17 protein-coding genes are annotated in these 21,083 nt (G+C 61.6%); 5 read left to right on the top strand and 12 right to left on the bottom strand.

Going from position 1 to position 21,083, the window contains the following annotated elements; all coding sequences use genetic code 11:
* Window positions 1-77 precede the first annotated feature (77 nt).
* The 4 genes from queA to E3E12_RS07465 all read right to left on the bottom strand — a co-directional run bounded on the left by queA (window position 78) and on the right by E3E12_RS07465 (window position 4,000).
* Complete coding sequence (gene queA, locus E3E12_RS07450) at window positions 78-1,181, bottom strand: tRNA preQ1(34) S-adenosylmethionine ribosyltransferase-isomerase QueA (protein WP_141443728.1); 1,104 nt, start codon at window positions 1,179-1,181, stop codon at window positions 78-80.
* Between the two features lie 68 nt (window positions 1,182-1,249).
* Entirely contained in the window at window positions 1,250-1,846 is a 597-nt protein-coding gene (locus E3E12_RS07455) for an MlaC/ttg2D family ABC transporter substrate-binding protein (protein WP_141443729.1), read from the bottom strand.
* A 316-nt stretch (window positions 1,847-2,162) separates the two neighbouring features.
* Window positions 2,163-2,867: an MlaA family lipoprotein gene (locus E3E12_RS07460; RefSeq protein ID WP_240810634.1), complete on the bottom strand. Its 705-nt coding sequence runs from the start codon at window positions 2,865-2,867 to the stop codon at window positions 2,163-2,165.
* Between the two features lie 440 nt (window positions 2,868-3,307).
* Complete coding sequence (locus E3E12_RS07465; protein WP_141443731.1) at window positions 3,308-4,000, bottom strand: HAD family hydrolase; 693 nt, start codon at window positions 3,998-4,000, stop codon at window positions 3,308-3,310.
* A 152-nt stretch (window positions 4,001-4,152) separates the two neighbouring features.
* On the opposite strand from E3E12_RS07465, the gene E3E12_RS07470 reads away from it, so the two are divergent.
* A complete protein-coding gene (locus tag E3E12_RS07470) occupies window positions 4,153-5,268 on the top strand; it encodes an aldose epimerase family protein (protein WP_141443732.1) in 1,116 nt (371 codons plus the stop codon).
* A gap of 140 nt (window positions 5,269-5,408) precedes the next feature.
* Here E3E12_RS07470 and cysE read toward each other — a convergent pair whose 3' ends face one another.
* Complete coding sequence (gene cysE, locus E3E12_RS07475; RefSeq protein ID WP_141444187.1) at window positions 5,409-6,164, bottom strand: serine O-acetyltransferase; 756 nt, start codon at window positions 6,162-6,164, stop codon at window positions 5,409-5,411.
* 937 nt (window positions 6,165-7,101) lie between these two features.
* Here cysE and E3E12_RS07480 point away from each other — a divergent pair.
* A complete protein-coding gene (locus E3E12_RS07480; protein ID WP_141443733.1) occupies window positions 7,102-8,511 on the top strand; it encodes a hypothetical protein in 1,410 nt (469 codons plus the stop codon).
* A gap of 381 nt (window positions 8,512-8,892) precedes the next feature.
* On the opposite strand, the gene E3E12_RS07485 is transcribed toward E3E12_RS07480, so the two are convergent.
* Both E3E12_RS07485 and E3E12_RS07490 read right to left on the bottom strand, forming a co-directional pair.
* Window positions 8,893-10,059, bottom strand: a complete 1,167-nt coding sequence (locus tag E3E12_RS07485; RefSeq protein WP_141443734.1) for a DUF421 domain-containing protein — start codon at window positions 10,057-10,059, stop codon at window positions 8,893-8,895.
* A 404-nt stretch (window positions 10,060-10,463) separates the two neighbouring features.
* On the bottom strand, window positions 10,464-12,317 hold the full coding sequence (locus E3E12_RS07490; RefSeq protein ID WP_141443735.1) for a hypothetical protein: 1,854 nt from the start codon (window positions 12,315-12,317) through the stop codon (window positions 10,464-10,466).
* A gap of 1,007 nt (window positions 12,318-13,324) precedes the next feature.
* Here E3E12_RS07490 and E3E12_RS07495 point away from each other — a divergent pair.
* Together E3E12_RS07495 and E3E12_RS07500 are read left to right on the top strand one after the other, a co-directional pair.
* Window positions 13,325-13,906, top strand: a complete 582-nt coding sequence (locus tag E3E12_RS07495) for a hypothetical protein (RefSeq protein ID WP_141443736.1) — start codon at window positions 13,325-13,327, stop codon at window positions 13,904-13,906.
* Entirely contained in the window at window positions 13,903-14,481 is a 579-nt protein-coding gene (locus E3E12_RS07500; RefSeq protein WP_141443737.1) for a phage baseplate assembly protein V, read from the top strand. Before E3E12_RS07495 ends, E3E12_RS07500 begins: the two co-directional genes overlap by 4 nt.
* Window positions 14,482-14,889: 408 nt before the next feature.
* Here E3E12_RS07500 and E3E12_RS07505 read toward each other — a convergent pair whose 3' ends face one another.
* The 4 genes from E3E12_RS07505 to E3E12_RS07520 all read right to left on the bottom strand — a co-directional run bounded on the left by E3E12_RS07505 (window position 14,890) and on the right by E3E12_RS07520 (window position 19,085).
* Window positions 14,890-15,996: an NAD(P)-dependent alcohol dehydrogenase gene (locus E3E12_RS07505; RefSeq protein ID WP_240810486.1), complete on the bottom strand. Its 1,107-nt coding sequence runs from the start codon at window positions 15,994-15,996 to the stop codon at window positions 14,890-14,892.
* 1,250 nt (window positions 15,997-17,246) lie between these two features.
* Complete coding sequence (locus E3E12_RS07510; RefSeq protein WP_141443738.1) at window positions 17,247-17,588, bottom strand: hypothetical protein; 342 nt, start codon at window positions 17,586-17,588, stop codon at window positions 17,247-17,249.
* A gap of 21 nt (window positions 17,589-17,609) precedes the next feature.
* The gene (locus tag E3E12_RS07515) at window positions 17,610-17,870 is read right to left on the bottom strand and encodes a hypothetical protein (protein ID WP_141443739.1); all 261 of its coding nucleotides are present in this window, start codon (window positions 17,868-17,870) and stop codon (window positions 17,610-17,612) included.
* Between the two features lie 282 nt (window positions 17,871-18,152).
* A complete protein-coding gene (locus E3E12_RS07520) occupies window positions 18,153-19,085 on the bottom strand; it encodes a tetratricopeptide repeat protein (protein WP_141443740.1) in 933 nt (310 codons plus the stop codon).
* A 661-nt stretch (window positions 19,086-19,746) separates the two neighbouring features.
* Here E3E12_RS07520 and E3E12_RS07525 point away from each other — a divergent pair.
* Window positions 19,747-20,580, top strand: coding sequence for a TerB family tellurite resistance protein (locus E3E12_RS07525; protein ID WP_141443741.1), 834 nt, complete (start codon window positions 19,747-19,749; stop codon window positions 20,578-20,580).
* 58 nt (window positions 20,581-20,638) lie between these two features.
* Here the strand turns inward: E3E12_RS07525 and E3E12_RS07530 are convergent, their stop codons facing one another.
* Window positions 20,639-21,049, bottom strand: coding sequence for a hypothetical protein (locus tag E3E12_RS07530; RefSeq protein WP_141443742.1), 411 nt, complete (start codon window positions 21,047-21,049; stop codon window positions 20,639-20,641).
* Between the last annotated feature and the right edge of the window lie 34 nt (window positions 21,050-21,083).

Consider the following 21,083-nt stretch of genomic DNA (forward strand, 5'->3'; position numbering starts at 1 on the left):
TGGGGTGGGTGGCGTTGTCTCAGTCATGCTGCGTGCAGTCCGTTTCAGTCCGTCTGTTTCACGGGGTGGTTGAGCCGTCACGCCTCAGGGGCCTTCTCCAGCAGGCAGGCGTCACCGTAGGAGTAGAAGCGCATCCCCGCTTCAATGGCGCTGCTATAGGCGGCGCGCATGGGCTCCGTGCCTGCGAAGGCGCACACAAGCATGAACAGCGTTGAACGTGGCAGGTGGAAGTTGGTCATCAGCGCATCAACACAGCGGAAACGGTAACCAGGCTTGATGAAAATGTCCGTCTCCCCCCGCCAGGGCGCCAAGGTGCCATCAGGCTGACAAGCGCTTTCCAGCAGGCGCAGGCTTGTGGTGCCCACAGCCACCACCCGGCGCCCCTCTTGGTGGGCCTTATTGACGGCGTTGGCCGTGGCAGCGCTGACATGGCCCCATTCAGAATGCATTTTGTGGTCCGCCAGCGCGCCGCGCACAGGCAGGAATGTGCCTGCCCCCACATGCAGCGTCACGCTGTGGCGCTCCACCCCCCGTTCTGCCAGGGCCGCCATGAGCTCAGGGGTGAAGTGCAGCCCTGCTGTGGGGGCTGCCACAGCGCCTTTGTGGGCGGCGAAAAGGGTTGTGTAGTCGCGCTCGTCATCAGCTGTGGGGCCGTTAGGGCGGTCGATGTAAGGGGGCAGGGCCAGGACGCCGCAGGTTTCAAGGAAGTGGTCGAAAGATGCCCCCTCCACAGAAAAGCGCAGCGTGGCGGCGCCGTCCCCCTCATTGGTCAGGACGGTGGCGGTCGCTGTGCTGCCTTCAAAACGCAAATTATCCCCTGGGCGCAGCTTGCGGGCATTGCGCGCCAGGACATGCCAGCTGCCATCAGCCAAGGGGCGGTCAAGCGTCAGGCCAATATGGGCTGTGCCGCGTTCAGCCACCCGCAGCGCCGCCAGCTTGGCATGGAGGACAGCCGTGTCGTTGACGATCAGCAGGTCCCCAGGGCGCAGCAGCCCTGGCAGGTCGCGCACATGGTGGAAAGTGCGCTGCCCCCCCTGCACATGCAGCAGGCGCGCCTGGTCGCGCGGGCGCGCTGGGCTGAGGGCGATGCGCGCCTTGGGCAGGTCGAAGTCAAAAGGGGCCATGCTGTCCCCAGCCGCTTGGGGGCTGGGTGCTGGGGGTATTGTGCGTTGTGCAACCATGGCCGTTCGTTAGGCCATGGGGGGGGCCATGGCAAGCCCAGCGGGCAGGCTGACCTGGCTGGCGGCTTTTAGTTGCCGGCGTTGACCTTGCGCTGGAGGGCGTCAATCAACGTTTGCACATTGCCGCCATGGCGGGAGAGGAAGGAAGTGTAGTCCGTGCGCTGGGTCAAGCGCATGGAGGCGCCTTCGCCATAGATGTCCACAAGCTTGGGCGGCTGGCCGGCCACCACCACTGTCATCGTCACGGGGTCCTGGCCTGGGCGGGTGATTTGCAAGGTCACCTTTTCACCATCAGGGCTGGGGACGGAACCCAGCAACGTGTAGGAGATGTTGGTGTACTGCCCCATCTGCACCAGCACGGCGTTCAGCATCACGGCCTTGAACAGGCGCACGTATTCCTCGCGCTGGGCAGGTGTAGCAGTGCGCCAGTAGCGCCCCAGGCAGTAGCGGGCAATGGCAGGGATATTGACGTTGTGGTCAACGATGGGCACGAAGTCGCGCCGCTTTTGGTCCATGGACTGCGATGAGTTCAGGACAGCCACCATCTCATGGCCCAGATGGTCAACGAAGTCCGTTGCCTGGCTGGCGTGGGCTGTGCCTTGAAAAGCCATGCTTGCCACCACGGCGATGGCCGCACCGCGGGCGGCATTACCAAAAAAACGCATGATCGTGATGCCTTCCTGAGCTTGACCAAGGGCCCGCCCTGCAGGCTGGCGCCGGTCGTTTCATGGTTGGTCCGGCCTGGCCGGTGGGGATTGCCGCCACGCCCAATCAGTCTAGAGGGCTGGCTAGCGGCCCTGCCTCTGCGCAAAGCTGTGCGGGCAGCGGTGATATGCTTTTCCGTGGGGCAACTATAAAAGCCTTTGGGGGTGGCGTCATCCCAAATAATGACCAATCGTTCACGCCAAGGCAGGCTTGGCGCAAAGCCTGCGGACGGCGGTAAGCCCCGCAGGGCGCCTAACAGGGACGTTTGGGGGCCGTTCAGTACCAGTCTGGAACGGTGCGGCGGTTGTCGTTCTTAAGCTTGTCAACGTCCGATTGGCGGCTTTGCTGCCAGGCGCTGCGCACGAAAGCGTAAGGGTCCAGGCTCTGCTTCTCAATCTGGTCGATTTGGGGGATGGCGTCAGCAAAGCCGTTGAAGGTGCCCAGGATGTTGTAGCCCCAGTCGAAGTTCAGCAAGCCATAGCCACGCGGAATGTAGTTGACGGGCGTCAGCGCCTGGCTGATGACGTAGCCCCCCAGGTCACGCGGGCCGCTGGGGCCGATGAACGGGATGAACAGGTAAGGCCCAGGGTCAGCCCCCCACAGCCCCAGCACCATGCCGGGGTCCGTTTCGTGCTGCTTAATGCCCACCATGCTGGCCACATCGATGATGCCAGCCACACCAGCAGTCATGTTGATGAGGTAGCGCATGAAGGAATCACCAGCGCGGCGCGGCTTGCCAGCGCCAACGTCAGAGAAGAAGACGGCCGGTTCCCGCCAGGTCTCGTTCAAATTGCCGATGGCATCGCGGAAAGGCTTGGGGATGTAATCCCATCCCTTGCCAATGGGGCGCAGGACGGTCTTGTAAGCCCACATATTGAAGGTGAACATTTTGCGGTTCAGCGGTTCAACAGGGTCGTTGGCAAGCTTGTAGTCCTGCAGGTCGTCAGGGTCTTTAGGGGGCGGGTTGTAGAAGTCGCTCATGCTGCAGCCAGCAAGCGTCAGCACAGCCAGCGTGGCGGCCAGCAGGCGCTGGGCGGCGGGGCGGCGGGCGGGGCTTGGCTGCCCCGCGGCTTCTGTGCCCGCGTGTGCCGTGGGTTCCACAACGCCCCCTTCAGCGCCTCTCCGTAATGCCATGTCGCCTCACTTCAAACTTTCCAGGCCCAGGGCCGGGCATCCACACAAAGGGCGCCCCCTGGCTGCCCAGGGCATTGCGCCACCAAAACCCACAGTCCTGAGCAGAAGCCAGGCCATGGTGCGCCCACAGCCCACGCCAACTGTAAACCAGCATGGGGCCGCTTCCGCCATTGGGGGTTGATTATAGTGAACACCCCCCCTCTGCCTAGCCTGGTTGAGGCTTTTGGGCCGCGCACTGTGGCAGAAGGGCAGCAGGGGATGGGGCTTTGGTTCGCGTTGAGGGCGCTTCAGCCTGGCGTGCCGGAGCGTGGTGCGCTGGCAGCTGGGGTGGCCGCCTGGGCTTCGATGACGTCCCACAGCTCCTCAGGGGTGGTGGCAACGTAATCCGCCCCAGCCTGCCTGAGGGCGCTGGCATTCTGCGAACCCCATGTGACGCCGCATGTGGGCAGTTGGGCTGAGCGGCCCATCATCATGTCATAGCCTGAATCACCAATCACAAGCTCAGGCCCTGCTGGGAAGCCAAGCTGGGCCTGGGCTTCTTCCACCGGGTCTGGCTCAGGCTTGTGGCGGGCGGTCATGTCAGAGCCCACAAGGGTGCTGAACAGCCCAGCAATGCCCAAATCAGCCAAATTGCGCTGGAGGGCGTCCGTCTTTTTGCTGGTGACGATAGCCATGGTCATGTCATGGGCGTGGGCGCGTTCGAGCAACGTCTTCATGCCTGGGAAAAGCGTAATCATGGCGGCAGGCAGTTCAGCATAGAGGGCGCGGTAGGTCTGGATGATTTCAGCTACCTTTTGGGGCGGCAGCGGCTTGCCCGCCAGCCCCTCCACCATGCTGGGCAGGGCCAGTCCCATGGCGTTGACGATGCGCGCCTGCAGCGGCACGGGCAAGTTGTGGGTGCGGAAGGCGCCCTGCATGGCCTGGACCACGGCGGGGGCTGTGTTAGCGATGGTACCGTCAAAATCAAAATAGAGGATCATGGGAACTTTCCAGCAAAACGGGCCTGACAAAGTGGTGCGGTCTAGTTTAAAAGAAGTTTTACAAAAGTGGCAGTGCCTTATGGCCCCAACATGGCCCCCTTACTAGCGGCGGGGCGCTGCGCCTTGCCCCACCAGCAACGGGAACACCCACTATGACCAAGCCTTCAACAGCCACTACAGCCTGGGGCACTTTGCCTGACGGCCGCCCTGTTTCCATGGTCACCCTCACTAATGGGGATGGCCTCAATGGTGAAAGCATTACAGCGCGCATCATCACCTGGGGTGGTATCCTGCAATCAGTGGAGACACCGGACGCCAATGGCAAAAGCGCTGACATTTCCCTAGGCTTCCCCAACCTTGAAGGTTACCTAGCCCACAATGAGGACCCGCATTTCGGCGTTATCCTGGGCCGTGTGGCCAACCGCATCAAGGGTGCCAGCTTCGAGCTGGACGGCGCCACCTTCAAAACGCCCGTCAATAACGGCGCCAACACTATCCACAGCGGGCCTGGTGGCTTCCATGCCCAGCTTTGGACCATTGAGGACACTGGCGCTGACGATAGCAAAGCATGGCTGACCCTCGCCCTTACCAGCCCTGAGGGGGACATGGGCTTCCCCGGCACCGTGAAGGTGCGCGCCACCTACACCCTCACCACCAAGGGGGAGCTGGCCGTGCGCTTTGTTGGCGAAACCGACAAGCCCACCCTCCTCAACATGGCGACCCACGCTTACTGGAACCTGAACGGCGAAGGCTCCGGCAGTGCTGAGCCTGCGCAGCTGCGCATAGACGCCACCCGCTACGCTGTGATGGACGAGGACTGCGTGCCCACAGGGGAACTGGCGCCCGTCACGGGGACGCCTTACGACTTCACCAGCTTCCACACGGTGGGAGAACGGCTGCGCAGCTCGCTGCCGCAGATGTACTGGGCGCACGGCTATGACACCAGCTGGGAAATCAGCGGTGAATGGGGCCGGGGCAAGCCTGTGCGCCGCGCAGCCACCCTCTACGACCCGCGCTCTGGCCGCCAGCTTGTGGTCCTGACCAACGCCCCAGCTATGCAGTTCTACAGCTGCAACTGGCTGAACGGCGCTTATGTTGGCCCTTCAGGGCGCACTTACCGCCAGACGGACGGCGTGGCGTTTGAGCCAGGCCACTACCCCGACAGCATCCACCGCCCTGAGTTCCCAAGCGTTGTCCTGCGCCCTGGGGAAACGTACGACCACACAACCGTGTTCCGCTTCAGCACAGGCCTGCCTGAAGGCCTCTGAGCGCTGGCGCTCCCACGCGCCAAGCCCCCAGCCCAGTGGGTTAGGGGTTGAAGGGGCGGCTGTGGGTTGGCACAGGTTGGTGCAAGCGGCCATGCCTGCATTCTGCCTGCCCCAAGCCAGTGCTGCGCCTGGAGTGCCTCTCAGATCTGGGCGCCGAAATTGGGGAAGGGCGCTGGCGGCCCCACCAGGTTGGGCGGCTCCAGCCTGACCACGCGGGCGGGGTTGCCCACAGCGGTGGCGTAATCAGGGATGTTGCCCAGCACAACGCTGGCCGCCCCCACTTTGGCGCCACGCCCAATGCTGACCCGCCCCAAGACGATGGCGCCAGCCCCCACAAGCGCCCCCTCCCGCACGATGGGGTGGCGCGCCCCCTCCTCATGACCAGTCCCCCCCAGCGTCACGTTCTGGAAAAGGGAGACGTTGTCCTCCACAATGGCGGTCTCCCCAATCACGATGCCCGTGCCGTGGTCAATCGTCAGGCCCTGCCCCAAGCGGGCTGCCGGGTGGATGTCAATGCCGAAAAGCTCGTTGACGCGCGCCTGCAGTTGGTAGGCTAGCGGGCGCCGCCCCTCCAGCCACAGCTGGTGGGCGATGCGGTGTGCCTGCAGCGCCTGCCACCCTTTAAAGAACAGGAAAGGCGTGGTCAGATCATGGCAGGCCGGGTCCCGCTCACGCGTGGCCAGGATGTCCTGCGCGGCCGCCACGGCTATGGCGGGGTTGGCTTTCAGACAGGCTGCCACCAGGCGCGTCATCACCGGTTCGGCCAGGGCGCGGTCCGTCAGCTTGGCCCCAAGGAGGGAGGCCAGGGCGGAGGGGAAGTCGTGGTGGTCGCAGATGTTGACGCCAAACAAGTCCCTTATCAGCGGGTCGGCGCAGCAGCAGGCCTGGGCCTGCATCTCTGCCCAGAACCTTTTGAGGAACGCCTGGGGCGCCGCCTCAGGGTTGGGCAGGGGGATGGCACCGGCAGCATTCCCCTCCCCATGGCAGGGCTGGGGGGCCGCTTTGGAAGGGGCACTGTAGGTGGTAAGGACAGATGAGGGGGGTGAGGCAACCATGGCGTGCACCTTACAGCCCCCACCCCCCTCCCTGCCAGGGGGAAGTGGCCCTGCGCCAACCTTCACAGCACGCTTTGCCCCACCTTGTTTTGGGCAGCCCCTTAGGCTAACGGGCCATCAAGGCCAAACAGCGTGGAACATCGGCTTGAGGGGTTCAAGAAGGTGGTACGCCAAGCGGTGAGGAGCTTTCCGCCACCGGTTCCAAGAGCGGCGCCGTCTAGGCTAACTAGCCCTGAAAGCCGCTGCGGCACCGCGCCGCATGAAATGCAAGCGGCAAGAAGCAGCGGCTGATAGGCGGTGATAAGGGAACTCTAACCAGCACCGTCCATTTCTGAGCTGCCTATGTGGCAGGATGCATTTATTTAGACGTCCCTTCCATTTTATCCCTAATTTTGAGGTCCTTCAAAAAACGGCAGTTTAGGGCTGTTACCAGAACTGGCTTGAAAAGAGGGGTAAATAGGCCCACAGTGCATTTATTGGCTGTTCCCAGCCATTGAAGCGTGAATCAGTTCGCTTCCCTGCCGCGTAGGCAGCTCAGAAATTTTCCGGCAGCGGTACGGCCTGTTTTTCCAGGTTCCCTGCCGCGTAGGCAGCTCAGAAAGGACTGCGTTGCTATAGGCCCGTGGGCATGTTCCCTGCCTTATGGGGAGCCCAGGGCTGTGGTCCAATGGGCTTGGGGTGGGCCAGACGCCATGGTGGCTAACCCTGGTGCTTTTTAGGCCAGGGACGGCACAGCCCTGGCGCCGTTCCCAGCCAGGCAGCTTGCAAGGATCCACCCATGGCAAAGCCTTTTTCCCTGGCAGCCCTCACAGCACTGCCACTCCTCAGCGCCCTTGTGCTGCCCTGCCTCCCGGCCAACGCCGCCACAGACATCAGCTTGGACACTAGCACGGCCCAGGGCGCAGTGCTGGCCCGCACAGAGGCTGAACGTCAGTCCACCTTCATGGAGCCGCAGGATTTCCTGAACGCCAGCCAGGGCCAAACGCCAGCGGGCCTGGTGCAGGGGCAGGTGGATGTCGGCCCCATCATCAACACCATGTTGGGCCAGGGCGTGCGCAACATTTACCTGCCTTGCGGGTTCTACAAGCTGGCCACCACCATCAAACTGGTTTCCCTCAGCACGCTGGCGGGTTCAGGCGCCTGCACGATGCTTTCACTGCAAAGCACCACAGGCAACGCCATTGAAGGGGCTGGGGTTAGCCTCACAGTAGTGCGCGATTTCATCGTGCAAGCTGATGTAAAGAGGACCTCTGGCGCTGCCATTGCCTACATCATGTCCTCCACCCAAAACCCTTTTGAAAACCAAATTCGCAACATCTCCTTCACCAATGGGGGAACAGGGCTCCAACGTTACCATTACGACAACATTTACCTGGAAGGCGCCAACAGCACCCACATCAGCCATGTTTCAGGGCGCGGCGCCAGCCACAACGGCATCACCCTAACAGGAACCACGTTGCGTTCCGTAGACAACTACGTCACCGATTCTGGCTTTGACAGCTATGGCCGCGCGCCCCTGGAGCTCATCTGGGCTTCTGGCGTCTACATGTCATCGCTTGACTTGCTGGGCAGCCAAATGGCTGGGGTACTTGTGGATCCAGACACCAAACATGAAGTGGACGGGCTGCGCGCCACAGCCGTGCTGGCTGACAGCAACATTGGTCCAGGCTGGCTACTGGGTGGGAGTGGCCCCATCACTGAATTCAACATCACCAACTGTTGGGGCTCTACCAACGGTTTCAAACCTGGCACCTTGGAGGTGGCAGGCATTGCCCAGGGCTTCACCATCACCAACCCCCAAGCCAATGACATTGTGGTGGCCTCGTCTGAGTTCCACGCCAACACGGGCACTGGCATCGACATTCAGCAAGGCACCCACATCATCGTCAACGGCAACACGGTTTTCATGAACTCCGCTGGCCAAGGCAACGAGAACCGATTCCCCGGCATTAACGTGGGTACAGACCCCAATTTGGTGACGGTCACCAACAACCAGTCCGGCGCTGGCGGGGAGGCGCAGAACATTCAGACCAAAAGTGCACAGCGTTACGGCATACTCTCCACCCAAGCGGTGGACGGCACCCATTACGCGCTTTTCCTGGGCAACATGGGCACGGGCAACCAGTCTGGCGCCTTCAGCATCCCCACAGGGCCTAGTGTGGTCGCCGCCAACAACATCGGCTTCTGAAACTGCGCCCTTTGAGAAGCCCTTAAATCCTTGTTTCCCTGCCGCGTAGGCAGCTCAGACAAGGCAGTGCTGGTTGGGAGTTCGCTTATCGCCGCCTAAAAGCGAAAAAGCTTTCTACGTTCCAGCTTTGCTGTTCGCTTCAACGCGCCCGGCTTTCACAGGCCTGCGGCCTTAGACGGGGTTCGCTTCTTGAACCCTTAAGCCGGAGCGGCGGCCTATAGGGCGCAAGCCCGTTAAAGCAAGGGTGAACCTGCGTTAGCCGCAGGCAAGCAGAAGTGAAACCGTTGCTTTGGCCGCCAAGACAAGTTCAGTCCGCTTAAGCTTACGCTCGGTGCTACCCTCATTCCGGGCTTTAACGGGCTTTGCCCTATACGGCGCCGCTCATCGGGCGGAGGAGCGGTGTTCAGCCAAAACGCCCCTGTGAATGTCCAGGGCCGCTTTATGCGCCTTGGCTGCTGCCAGGGCGGCCTCTGCGTGCTCGTCCTCCCCTTTGGCGCTATCAGCCTTGGCCTTCTCATGGGCTGCTTGGACGGCCGCTTCCTCCGCAGCGGCTTCAGCCAGGTGGGCGGCCTCATCGTAAGGCTCATCCACAGGGGGTGGTTCCAAAACAGCTGATGCCTCTTCAGGGTGGCCCGTGGCGCTCGCGGTGGCCGCCTCCGGGCTGCGGGCCTCCGCCTGGCCTTCAGAAGCTGTGTCGCCGCCTGCACCTGCACCAGAACCACTTGAAGGGGTTGATTCCTTCACCAAAGCGTCCTCTGGGGCCTGGTCGGCACCTGGGTCTGGCTTCTTGTCCTCCTCAGGTACTTTGCCGGCAGGGGGCTTGGGGGTAGGCTTGGGATAAACCATGCCGTTCTTGAGGACGCACACAAGCCCGCCATCGCTGTATTCGGCCAGGAAGACGTCATCGGGCTTTTCAATGCCGATGGCGCGGAGATCCTCCAGGAGGTCCTTGTCGGTTTTGTGCAGGGTCTTGAGGGCGTCCTCGCGCACTTCGCCTTGCTTGATGACAACCATAGCGGGCATGCGGCCTTTGTCGCATGTCACAGTCAGCGCGCCGTTGGGCTCCACCTGGGCGTAAACAACGTCCCCAAAGGAGAAAATGCCCTGGAGGTTGAGCTGTGAGGCCACGTTCAGCAGGTCCACCTTGCTGTCGCGCCCTGTGAGGTTGGACATGATGAAGCGCCCATTGCGGATAATGGGGATGGGCTGGCCTACCGTTACGCTGTGGAAGAAGTCGTAGCGCTTGTAAAGCCAGTTCATCACCATCAGCACGGCGATGCTGAGGATGAGCGCCATCAGGTACGTGGTGAAGGGGATGGAGTCGCTATAAAGTACCCCACCGATGACGCCACCCAAGATGAAGTTGCCGATGAGGTCGATAGCGTTCATCTGGGAGAACTGCGTGCGCCCCGACAAATGCAGGTAGCCGATGACAAAGGCAAAGCCCGTCACCAGCTTCAGGGCCATCATCACGTAGAAGTCAAAACGCAGCACGAAATGGTGCACCAGCTGGTGCATGGTTGGCATGGCAAACAGGGTGCTTGTCATCCGTCTTTTCACTCCCTTGGTGTGGGTGGAGCCTGGCAGGGCTGGCTTGCGGGGCCGCCCAACTTCATTACGCTTGTGGGTACGGTTGCGACAAGTAGAACAGCAGCGAACTCCATATAAGGCGAAGCCTGTTAAAGCCGGTGTGGAACCTGTGCGGGCCGTAAGGCCATACAGCGTGAAACAGCGGCTTGGGATTCCAAGACAGCGCAGCCCGAAGGGCGAGCGTAGTGAGCTTTCGGGCCTGAAGGGTTCAAGACAGCATGAAATGCAAGCGGTAGGATGCAGCGGCTTTTAGGCGCCAAGAACGTAATCGGTTTAACCTGGAAGGCGTAAAAGCCCAGGCCAGCTTTGAACGGGGCCGCCCATCCGCTGGGCGAATGGCTTTTCCCTTAACCTCTTCCCCTTCAGTTGAACGGCATGTAGCGGACAGACATGAACACCATGTTGTCGTCTGTATGGGGTTTGCCGCCCTGGCCTTTAAAGGCCTCCATGTAGGTGTGGGCGTACTGTGCGCCCATCAGGACGCGACCATAGTCCCCCTCAAGCGCTGTGTACCACAGCCCGCCCGTGGCCTCAGCTGAGAGGCGCACATTGGTGGCGGCTGCGCAGTTCTTGGAAAGCTCAATATGGCAGCCGCTCATGTTGTAGGCGCGGTTGCCATAGCCGTAAGCCTGGCCGCCAGCATTGAAGGCGCGCCGGCCCAGGACCTCCTCAGCGCCGCCATAAATGTAGTACTGCAGGCGCGGTAAGGCATGGCCGAACACGCCCACCATCACGCTGCCCTCAGGCAAGGGCACGGGGGAGCCGTTCTGGCTGAAGGTGTAATCAGGCAGCCCAGCGCTGCCATAGCGCCCAAGCCCTGTGCCCCCCAGGACGGCGGCGCGGAATATCAGCCTGTCCTTGACGATGGGCATGACCGCCGTTGCCTGCCCACCGCCAGCCACCGCCAGGTGGTTGCTACCGTGGCCCACCTTGCTGGCGCGCGTTTTGAACCAACGCATGATGCCGCCAAGGGCGAAATTGCCCCACGCCGTGTTGGTGGCCACTTTCAGCACAGTGTCAGGCGCAGGCGCTGCGCTGTAGGAGGCCATGGAGTTGTTGGTGCTTGTGCCAGGCACGCCTGTGGTGATGGTGCGCCCGTTGAGGTCCGCCACGCCGCCGGCGATGGCGTCCGGATCCTCCAGGGAGAGGCCAACGCTCCAGGCCTCGTCCTTGCCAAATGACTTCACGGCGCGGAACTGCGGCGTGCGCGTCCAGGTAAAGCCAGGCAGGAACTCGTTGTCGATGGTGAGGGGGATCTGCGCGTCACGCGCCAGAAGGCCAGGGCCGGATGGGGTGAGGAGCGACCATTCCTGCCCCCCAAGGAAGTACCAGTTGTTGTCGGCCGCCTTCACCTCCCCGTAAAGCACGCGGATGCGCGGATTGTAGGAATTGGTCTGGCGCCCGTTGGAACTGGTGCCTGATGATTGGAAGTCCAGCTCCATGTAGCCATCAGCGGCGATTTGGGGCGTTATCATGCCTTCCGCCAGGAGGGAGATGCGGCTGCCGCGCGCGCTCTGGCGCCATTCATTCATGTGGTAGGCTGTTTGGTTGCCCCATGGCGTGGCCTGGAAGGCCGTTGTCATGTCGGAACCATCCATGCGGCTGCGCCACACGCCAGCCCCTTCGAAATAGCCGCCCAAAGTCAGACGGATGTCGCCAATCTGGATCTGCCCACGGTGCAGCGGCCCGAACAGGTCACTGTGTGAGGAAGGCATGGCGGTGATGTCAGCATAGGGCGTGCGCGGTGTGGGGCGCGGCGCCAAGGGCTGGCGGGCGAAGGGGTCCACCAGGTGGGGTCTGTCGCCGTAAGGCCCAGCCCCCCCTGAAACCGCAGGGCTGGAAAGTAGCGCACCAGGGTAGGCGCCAAGCCCCCCGCGGCTGCGGTAAACCACCGATTGCGGCTGCTGGGCCATGCGGAAAGGGTCTGCCTCAAATGCCTGGCGCTGGGCCTTGAGCTCTGCGCGGATGCGGGCGTGCTCCTCTCTGTCGGCTTTCTCAATCTGGGCGATGTGCTCTTGCATGGCGCGCACTTGGGCTTTCAGCGCGCTCAGCATGGCGGCGTTGCCAGCCTGCGCCACGCTTGGCAGCGCCAAGGCAGCGAGCGCCAGCGCGGTGCCCATCCACGGGACCACAGTGAGTGCCTGGTGGCCTAGGTGGGACGGCTTGCTCAGGGCGCGCTTGATGCGGCTGGTTGCCCAACCCTTCGTCTCCCACATTCTGCAGCCAAGTTGGGGTGCACCGTACGCAGCGCTGGAAGCCAGCAGTGGCTTGGTGCCATTGAGGTTGCAGCGCTTACCTGGAACATCCTTCCCCTCAAGCCCCATGCGGCCCTCACCCTGCTGTTGCTGGTCATGCGTGGCATGTTTGTTGCGGGCAGGAAACCATGGGCGGCCTGCACCCTCAACCACCCAGAGCTTTTCCCAAGGGGGGTAAGGGCACTTCTTCCCCAACCATGGCTTTTATGCCGCAGCGGAACCCCTTTAGGCTAACTAGCCGTAAATGCCGGTGCAGCTCTTGTGAGAGCCGTAAGCCCAAACAGCGCGAAGCACCGGCTTAGGGGTTCCAAGACAGCGGAACCGGTTAAAGGGCGCAGCGAACCCCGTATAAGGCGAAGCCTGTTAAAGCCGGGTGTGTCGGAGCGGAACCCCTGTAGGGCGAAGCCCGTCAATGCCGGTGTGAAACCTGTGCCGGCCGTTAGGCCAAACAGCGTGTAGCACCGGTTTAGGGGTTCCAAGAGCGGCGCCGTCTAAGGCCGCAGGCCTGTGAAAGCGGAAAACGTCGTAGTGAACAGCGAAGCTGGAACGTAGAAAGCTTTTCCGCTGATAGGCGCCAAGAACAGCGCAGAACGTAGTTCAAGCGCAGAAAGAACCCCGCATGGCCCCTTCAAGACAAGCCGCTGCGGCCCCGCGAAGCGAACCCATCTAGGGCAACTGCCCGTGAAAGCCGATGTGGAACCTGTGCGGGTCGTAAGCCCTAACAGCGCGAAGCACCGGCTTGGGATTCCAAGACAGCGCAGCCCGAAGGGTAAACGCAAAAAGTCGCCTGGCTTAAGAGTTCAAGGCTGCCACCCCGTCAGGGCCGGAGGCCAATGGAAAGCGCCTCTCCCCCCACACCACACTGCCCCCAGGCCCCGCTTGGAGCAGGGCGCACCAACCTATTGGCGCCACGCTCCAAAGCCCCAGAACGGCACAGATGGCACAAGCACAACCCTACAGGCACAACCATGACGAACGCACCCTCCACCCACCTTTTCGCCAGCACAGACCTGGCCGCGCTTCAAGGCGCCATGGCCAGCACCATCACGGCGCAATGCCCTGTGTTCAAGACCGTGGCCTTCAACCCAAGCCAAACCACCATGGACGCCCTGCCCAGGCCAGCCTGCTTCCTAGCGCTGGAGGGGTTTGGCCCCACTCCCACCGACCCAGGGACAGGCCAGGCTTTGGTGGCGCTGAACTTTGCAGCCTACATCGCCTTCAGCCGCGCTGCTCCCGGCGCGCCCCTGGCATGCCAGCAGGCGGTGGCGGCGCTGGCCGCCCTCGTCCACCAGAATCGCTGGGGGTGCGTTGGCGTGGGGCCAGGGCTGCTTGGCCCTGCTTTGGACACAGGCTTTGGCCCAGCCCTTGAGGGGGAGGGTGATGATGTTACCTGGCGCTTGGCGTGGCGCCATGAGGCCGCTTTTGGCACTGATGTGTGGGAGGGGGCTGACCAGCCCATCAAGGACGTTTACACAGCCCACGCCACTGAACAGGTTGGCATCCGCGAGATTTGGAAGCGCCCAATGCAACTCCAGGGTGGCTTAGCGTGAGCGGCCCCCTGGGGGCTGACGCCCACACACACCGCGTCCTGGGGGAGCATGACCGCCAAATCGCCAGCATGGCGCGCCTTGGCGTTGTGGCGGCTGTGCAGGGGCTTTGCGCGCGCGTGGCCATTGGCAGCTTGCTGACGGACTGGCTTTACACACTGACTCCCCGCGCAGCCCAAGGGGCTGTGTGGTGGCAGCCCAGTGTGGGGGAGCAGGTGGTGGTGCTGGCCCTGCACGGCGATGTTTCACAAGGGGTCATCCTGGGTTCCATCTGGCAGGACAAATACCCGCCGCCAGCCCAAGGGGCCGTGTGGGGCAAGCGCTTCAGCGATGGCACCCTTCTGACCTATGACCCCCAAAGCCACGCCCTGACGTTGGAGGGCGGGCAGTCCCCCCTGGCCATTCACGTCAAGAACGCCACCTTGAAAGCGGAAAGCCTGACGCTGAACGCCCCAAGCGTGCACTGCACAGGCAGCATGGTGGTGGAGGGGGACGTAACGGCCAAGGGTGTGAGCGTGGCTGGCCATGTCCATGGCGGCGTCAAATCAGGCAGTGAGGAGACAAGCGCCCCTTCATGAAACGCCTTCAATGACAGGGGAATGACAGGGGGAGAGGCATTTGGTGAGGGGAAGGCATCCCCGCTGAAGCCAGCCAGCACCTCATCACGGCCCTTGAGTGAAGGCTGGGTGGTGGGAAATGGCTGGGATTGGGCTCCTTGGAACGGCCCTGCAACGGTGTTGGCGCCAACACCGTTCATTCAAGGCACCATGCTGTGTTCAGAGCCGCCGTGCTGGCCCTTTGGTACAGGGGCGGCAGCCCTCATGCGCCGTGGCCGATTCATGGCTGGGGCACATCCTGCTCCTGCCTGTCCTGGCCCGGCCTTGCTTGGCGGGCTGGAAAGTGCCTGGGCGCCCCAGAAGCCCCACTTAGCACGATTATCAATAAGGACGGGGCGTGCAGTTGGCTGGGGCTTTGTGCGCTGGCCTTCAGCTTTGCTTGGCGGAGGCTGGCCCTTCAAGGCTGGCCATATCGATCACGAAGCGATAATGGACATCGCCGCGTTCCATACGGGCGAAGGCCTCGTTGATTTCATCCATGCGGATGGTCTCGCAATCAGGCAGGATGTTCTTCTCCGCGCAGAAATCCAGCAGTTCCTGCGTTTCCTTAATGCCGCCGATGACGGAGCCAGCCACCTGTCGCCGTCCCATGATGAGCGGCACGCTGTTGAAGTCGGCCATGGGACCGATCTGCCCCACCATTACCAAAGCGCCGTTGATGTCCAGCAAAGGCATGTACGGCTTAAGGTCATGCTCCACCGGGACGGTGTCGATGATAAGGTCGAAACTGTTAGCGGCTGCCGCCATCGCTTTAGGGTCTGTGGAGATAAGGGCGTGGTGGGCGCCAAGCTTGGCAGCGTCCTTTGTTTTGGCCTCTGACCGGGTGATGAGGGTGACGTCAGCGCCCATGCCAGCAGCCAGCTTCACTGCCATGTGGCCAAGCCCGCCAAGCCCGATAACGCCAACGCGGCTGCCCTTCTTCACGCCCCACTGGCGCAAGGGGGAATAGGTGGTGATGCCAGCGCACAGAATGGGGGCTGCGCGCGCAGGGTCCAGCCCTTTTGGCAAGCGCAGGACGAAATCCTCACGCGCCACTAGGTGCTTTGAATAGCCGCCATGGGTGTTGTAGCCATCCACCCTGTCGGGGGAGTTGTAGGTGAGGGTCGGCTCATGGCGGCAGTACTGCTCATCGCCCGCTTTGCACTGGTCGCATTCCATGCAGGAATCAACCATGCAGCCCACCGCCACCAGGTCGCCTGGCTTGTACTTGCTGGCTTTGGGGCCAGTGGCGGTTACGCGGCCCACGATCTCATGCCCAGGCACCACGGGGTAGACGCTGCCGCCCCAATCATTGCGGGCCTGGTGCAGGTCTGAATGGCACACGCCGCAGTAAAGCACTTCCATGGCAACATCGTTGTCGCGCAGGGGGCGGCGCTCAAAGGTGATGGGCTCCATGGCTGATTCATTGCTGCGGGCAGCGTAACCTGTGGTTTCCTGACCGTTTTTGAAGGTGGGCATGGCGGGGGATGATGTCATGATGGGCATGTTTCCCTGAAGATTTCTGGGGGTGGCAATGCCAGGGCGCGCTTGGCTGACGGCGCCCCGGCCCTGGCCAAATGGACTGGCCGCTGACTTCCCAATATGGGCGCCGCCCAGGGTTTTTCAAGGTTTGGGGTCGGCAGGCCTTGGAGGTCCAGGAGCCTCACGAGCCTTCAGGGGCCGAGGTGTCGACACCAATGGCTCCAGACCCCAGGCGACAGCAGCGAAAATCCCAAAGCGGTTTTCTGGAACGCGGTGAGGGGCAAACATTGTGGCCGCCATTGTGGCCGCTGGCTTTCACCAGGCAATGGGCGCAGTCTGAGGAGGCACAGCAAAGCGTAGAGAAGGGGCACGACCAGACACCCCACAAATCAAACCCATTGACTGCGGTTTTTAGTGCGCGCCAGTTTCATGGCAGCCCAACTTGGCATCCAGAAGCAGACCTAGGCTCCAACGGTGATGATGGACACCAGGTTTTTGCAAGGTGGCCCGCGTGCCACCAATCCAGATAACCAGGCGTTATGGTTCAATCGGGTCAGGTTATGGGCGGCCAAGTCAAACCCCTTCAAACACTGTTGACCACATGAACGCCAAGGCCAGCTTTCACCAACCAGGAGAGGGAGGCGAGCCAAGGGAACAACCTGTATAGGGTCAGCGCATCAGCACTTTGGGCTGTTGAAGGTAAGAGTGCCTGGCGAGGGGGGGCTTCTCTCAACGCCCCCTCTGGCCCAGTTGGGTTCTCAGCTTGGATGGTTTGGGGGGAGGGCCTTTAAAGCCAGCGTCCAACAACCATGGCCTGCCCATGTTCTTGGCACGCGCCAGAAGCAAGGCTGCGCGCGCTTCCACCAATCCGAGGCCCCATCTGCAGGTGTATAATGCCGTACAAAGGAAATTATAAGCGTGTTCACTATGGGTGAGATGACGCGTGTCTTCAGTGTTCAAAATGTTCATTACGCAAATTGCATGTAAATATTAAGTATAACCCATGATCTATATCTGGAACCTCAAGTCAGTGCACGACTAGGGTCGCTGCAAGCATGGGAAGTGTTGGGGGCGGGTGGGCACCACGTTCCCTCAGGAGACCCAACCAAATAGCCCAAGCCACGACCACGGCTATGGGCCTGGCAGAGCCCTTGGGAAGTCCCCTGGGCACCATGGCCAGATAGAAAGAGAACGTTGGTGAGGTCTTCTTCGCTGTCGTGTGTGGCAAGCATTCAGGACCAGGGCTTGGAAAGGGCCGTTCCTTGTCATGTGGAAGTCATAGGCAGGTCTGGGAGGTTTTCTTGAGCCGCTTCAATGAGCTTCTTTCTCACGCCATCCATCTCTTCTATTTTCTGTTGGTTGTAGAGTGATTTATCAGACTCGTTCATCAAATTGATGAAACTATCATAATATCTGTAGGCCAGGTCGCTGACATTTTTATTGAAGAACATTTCCAGAACATTGAGACAATTGGAGGCTTTTTCGCGCAGCGCCCTATAGTCCCCAGGATTCATTTTCTTCTTGTTTTTAGATCGCTGATGAGGGCCACGCCCTTGCTGACCACAGAAAGAAAATCGCTCAGGGCATGCAGCTTTTTTTCTGCCCATTCCCGGTTCACTTTCATTTTCTCAATGTCTTTGCTCTCGGCGGCGATGTCTTTTTTGCTGTTTGCCAACACGATAAGTCATCCACCCCAGAAGGGCGGTGGCGAGAACAGCTCCGAAATCCTTGAAAAAATCCCACAAACTGTGTGGGTCGCCATCATGGTTGATCAAGTTGATGGTTACAGGCCCTGCCGTAGTGCTGAGGGAGGCATGGACCGCCTGCAGGAGGGCGCGGGCGTTTTCCAGTTGTTCTGGGGTGATGTGGTGGAGGTCGCTGGCTGGCATGGCTTGTTTCCACCCTCCCTTCAAATTTTTCACCCATCCCTGTTTACTTAAGGCCTGGGCAATAATCTGGAGGGCCCACCTGAAAGAACCTTGGCAGTGAGGTGTAGAAAGGGCCCAGAATGATATCTGGGCCCTTTCTTGTGCAGCATTTCTACCGCACATGCCTTAGCGTGTTGGCGCACGCTGGCAAGATCTTATTCTGCCACTTTGCACGCTTGATTTCAAGTTTCTTCAAAAAGATGACGTGTCGGGAGAGGCCAGGGACGCCTCAGCCAGCATCTCTCACAAGCTGGCCAGGGCTGTGCAGGCCTCCTTGACGTGCTGCCTGCAAGCCTTGGCGTACCATGTGCGGGCCTCATCATCACTTTGAGGCACGCCTTGGCCATCCTCATACAAGGTGCCCAGCGCCAGCTGCGCGTCAGCAAAGCCTTGGTTAGCCGCTTTGCGATACCAAGCTGCAGCCTGGCGGTCGCTTTGGGCCACGCCGTGGCCGAGAACGTAAAGCGCGCCAAGCTTGGCCTGCGCCCTGGCATCCCCCGGCCAGGCGCCCTTTGGCGTGCCGGCTTTGCGGAACCAGGCTGCTGCCTCTGGCCAATTCCTGGCCACACCGTGGCCTTGGTCGTAAAGAACGCCAAGGTTGTACTGGGCGTCTGCATTGCCTTGGTCTGCTGCTTTGCGCCACCATTGAGCGGCCTGGGCAGGGTCCTTGGCAACGCCGCGCCCAAAAGCGCAGAGGATGCCGAGATTGTCTTCAGCATCCCCATTACCTTGGTCAGCCGCCTTGCGGTACCAGGCAGCGGCCTGGCGATCGCTTTGGGGCACGCCGTGACCTTGGGCATAAAGCACGCCCAAGTTGAACTGCGCTGCGGCGTTGCCTTGGTCAGCCGCTTTGCGGAACCAGGCTGCTGCCTGGGCGTCGTTTCTGGGCAGGTTTGGAAGATCGCTTTTCTGGGCTCCGTCTTGCCCGCCACTCTGGGCGCCCTCTTGGGCGCCGAGGGCGTAAAGGAGGCCCAGCTTCAGTTGCGCTGCGTCATTGCCATTTTGGGCGCTGGCCAGCAGGGCCTTGAAAGCGGGTGTGTCCTCAACAGGGGCTGGCTGCATTGAAATGGCGTGGGCGTAGGCGTGGGCCGTGCCCAGCCCAACCACCAAGCAACCCAAGGCTGCAGCGCGCCAAGCGGGTTTCAGCAAAGCCAGCTTGCAGGGTGGGTTGTTCATAAGGCTTCCTGGGCAGGGAGGGGGAGGTAGCTTTGTAATGCCGGCCAAAAGAAGGCCAAACGTCACGACCCTTTACCTAACAGGGTTGACAGAGTGTGCCTGCATTAAAAATCGCCCATAAGGCGAAGCCTGTTGAGGCCCGGCGCGTTGAAGTGGAATCCCTATAGGGTTTCCGCTGTTTTGGCGCCTCTCAGCCCGAAGACTCACTACGTTTCAGGCCTCAACAGGCTTCGCCTTATACGGGTTCGCTGTCTTGGCGCCTCTCAGCCGCTGCTTCTTGCCGCTTGCATTTCATGCGGCGCGGTGTCGCAGCGGCTTGTCTTGAAGGGGCCATGCGGGGTTCTTTCTGCGCTTGAACTGCGTTCTGCGCTTCGACGATCCCCGCTTCTACGCCCTCCGGGCTAAGGCCCCTTCGCTTCACAGGCCTGCGGCCTTAGACGGCGCCGCTCTTGGAACCGGTGGCGGGAAGCTTCTCACCACTTGGCGTGCCGCCTGCGCGGGGCCGCTTCCCGCCTTTATAGGGCTGCGCCCTTTAACCGGTTCCGCTTGCGTGGTGGGGGGGGGAGGGGCACAATCACGCTTGCCTTCCAGCAACCGCCTTCCACAGCCTGCAGCGAACACTGCAGCACGACCACGATTGAACAAGGGAGCAGCAAGCATCATGGCCATTTGGGGTAAAATGTTTGGTGGTGTGGCAGGCTTCGCCATGGGGGGGCCGCTTGGCGCTGCCCTTGGCCTGGTTTTGGGGGACATGACGGACCGCAAAACCATCCTCAAGCCCATCAACGGTACATGGGCTGACAACTTCCCAACGCGCGGCACGCCAGACCCCACGGGGGCCGCTTTTTTCGGCGCCGCCAAAATGGCTGCCCTTCTGGGCCGGCGTGAGCAGCTTTATGCCATCGGCTTGATCATGCTGTGCGCCAAGCTTGCCCGCATTGATGGCCCCGTCAAGCAGGTGGAGATTGACGCCTTCAAGGGTTGTTTCCAGTTCCCCCCTGAAAGCCAGCGCGAAGTGGGGCTGATGTTCGACAACGCCCGCAACCGCACGGATGATTACATGCGTTACGCCACGGAACTTGGCGCAGCTTACAGGGACGACCCCGAACCGCTTGAAACACTGCTTGCCGTGATGTTCCGCATAGCGCGCGTTGACTTGCCCCCTAACGCCCCCCTGCACCCAGCTGAGGAAAGCTTCCTGCGCTATTGCCAGCAGGCATTCCACCTCAATGAAGCGGCCTGGCGGCGCTGCGCCCAGGGCCAACCACGCGCCCAAGCCACAGGTAGCGCTGCTGAATGCTATGAAATCCTGGGAGTTGCGCGCTCAGCCAGCACGGAGGACATCCGCCTGCGCTGGCGTGCGCTTGTGCGCCAGCACCACCCTGATGTCCTAGCGCGGCAAAACCTCACCCCCGCTCAGGCGGAAGCAGCACGCCTGCGCATTGCGCGCATCAACGCCGCCTGGGACCGCATCAAGCGTGACCGCAGCCTGTGAGGGCGGTTTGGCTGGGCAAACGCGTTGAGGCTTTGGACGGCCTATCCCCTCTTAGCCCCTAATTGCTCCCTGCAGGCGCCCCTTGTGGCCCGCCCCCTGCTTCCCCTGCCGGCATGGCGGTTTTGAGGCCACGTGCGCGCCTGACAGCGTCTATGTCCTGCAGAACGTCCCAGAAAAGCACCGTCATGGCGTCTAGCAAAGGCGGCGTTGCGTAGGTGATGAGCTGAACGGCCTTCAAGGGGTCCTGGGTGCTCCACACGCCTTGGGAAGCGTTCCAGGTCAGGCCGGCTTGTTCGGCCTCCGCCTGGGCTGGGCTGCTGGGCTGGCAGCGAAACACGAAGCCTGCCTCTGGCGCGTAGCTCAGCACAGGGGGTTGGGCGCCGCCATCCCGTTCTTGGGCGGTGGGGGCCTCCTTCAAGGGCGCTTGGCTTGGCGCGCCTTCAGGGGTGGTGGGCGTTTGGTTTGGCATGGTCGGTCCTTCTAAAGGCTGGTCCAAAGGCTAG

The sequence above is a fragment of the Formicincola oecophyllae genome (assembly GCF_006542395.2).
GTDB classification, from domain to species: domain Bacteria; phylum Pseudomonadota; class Alphaproteobacteria; order Acetobacterales; family Acetobacteraceae; genus Formicincola; species Formicincola oecophyllae.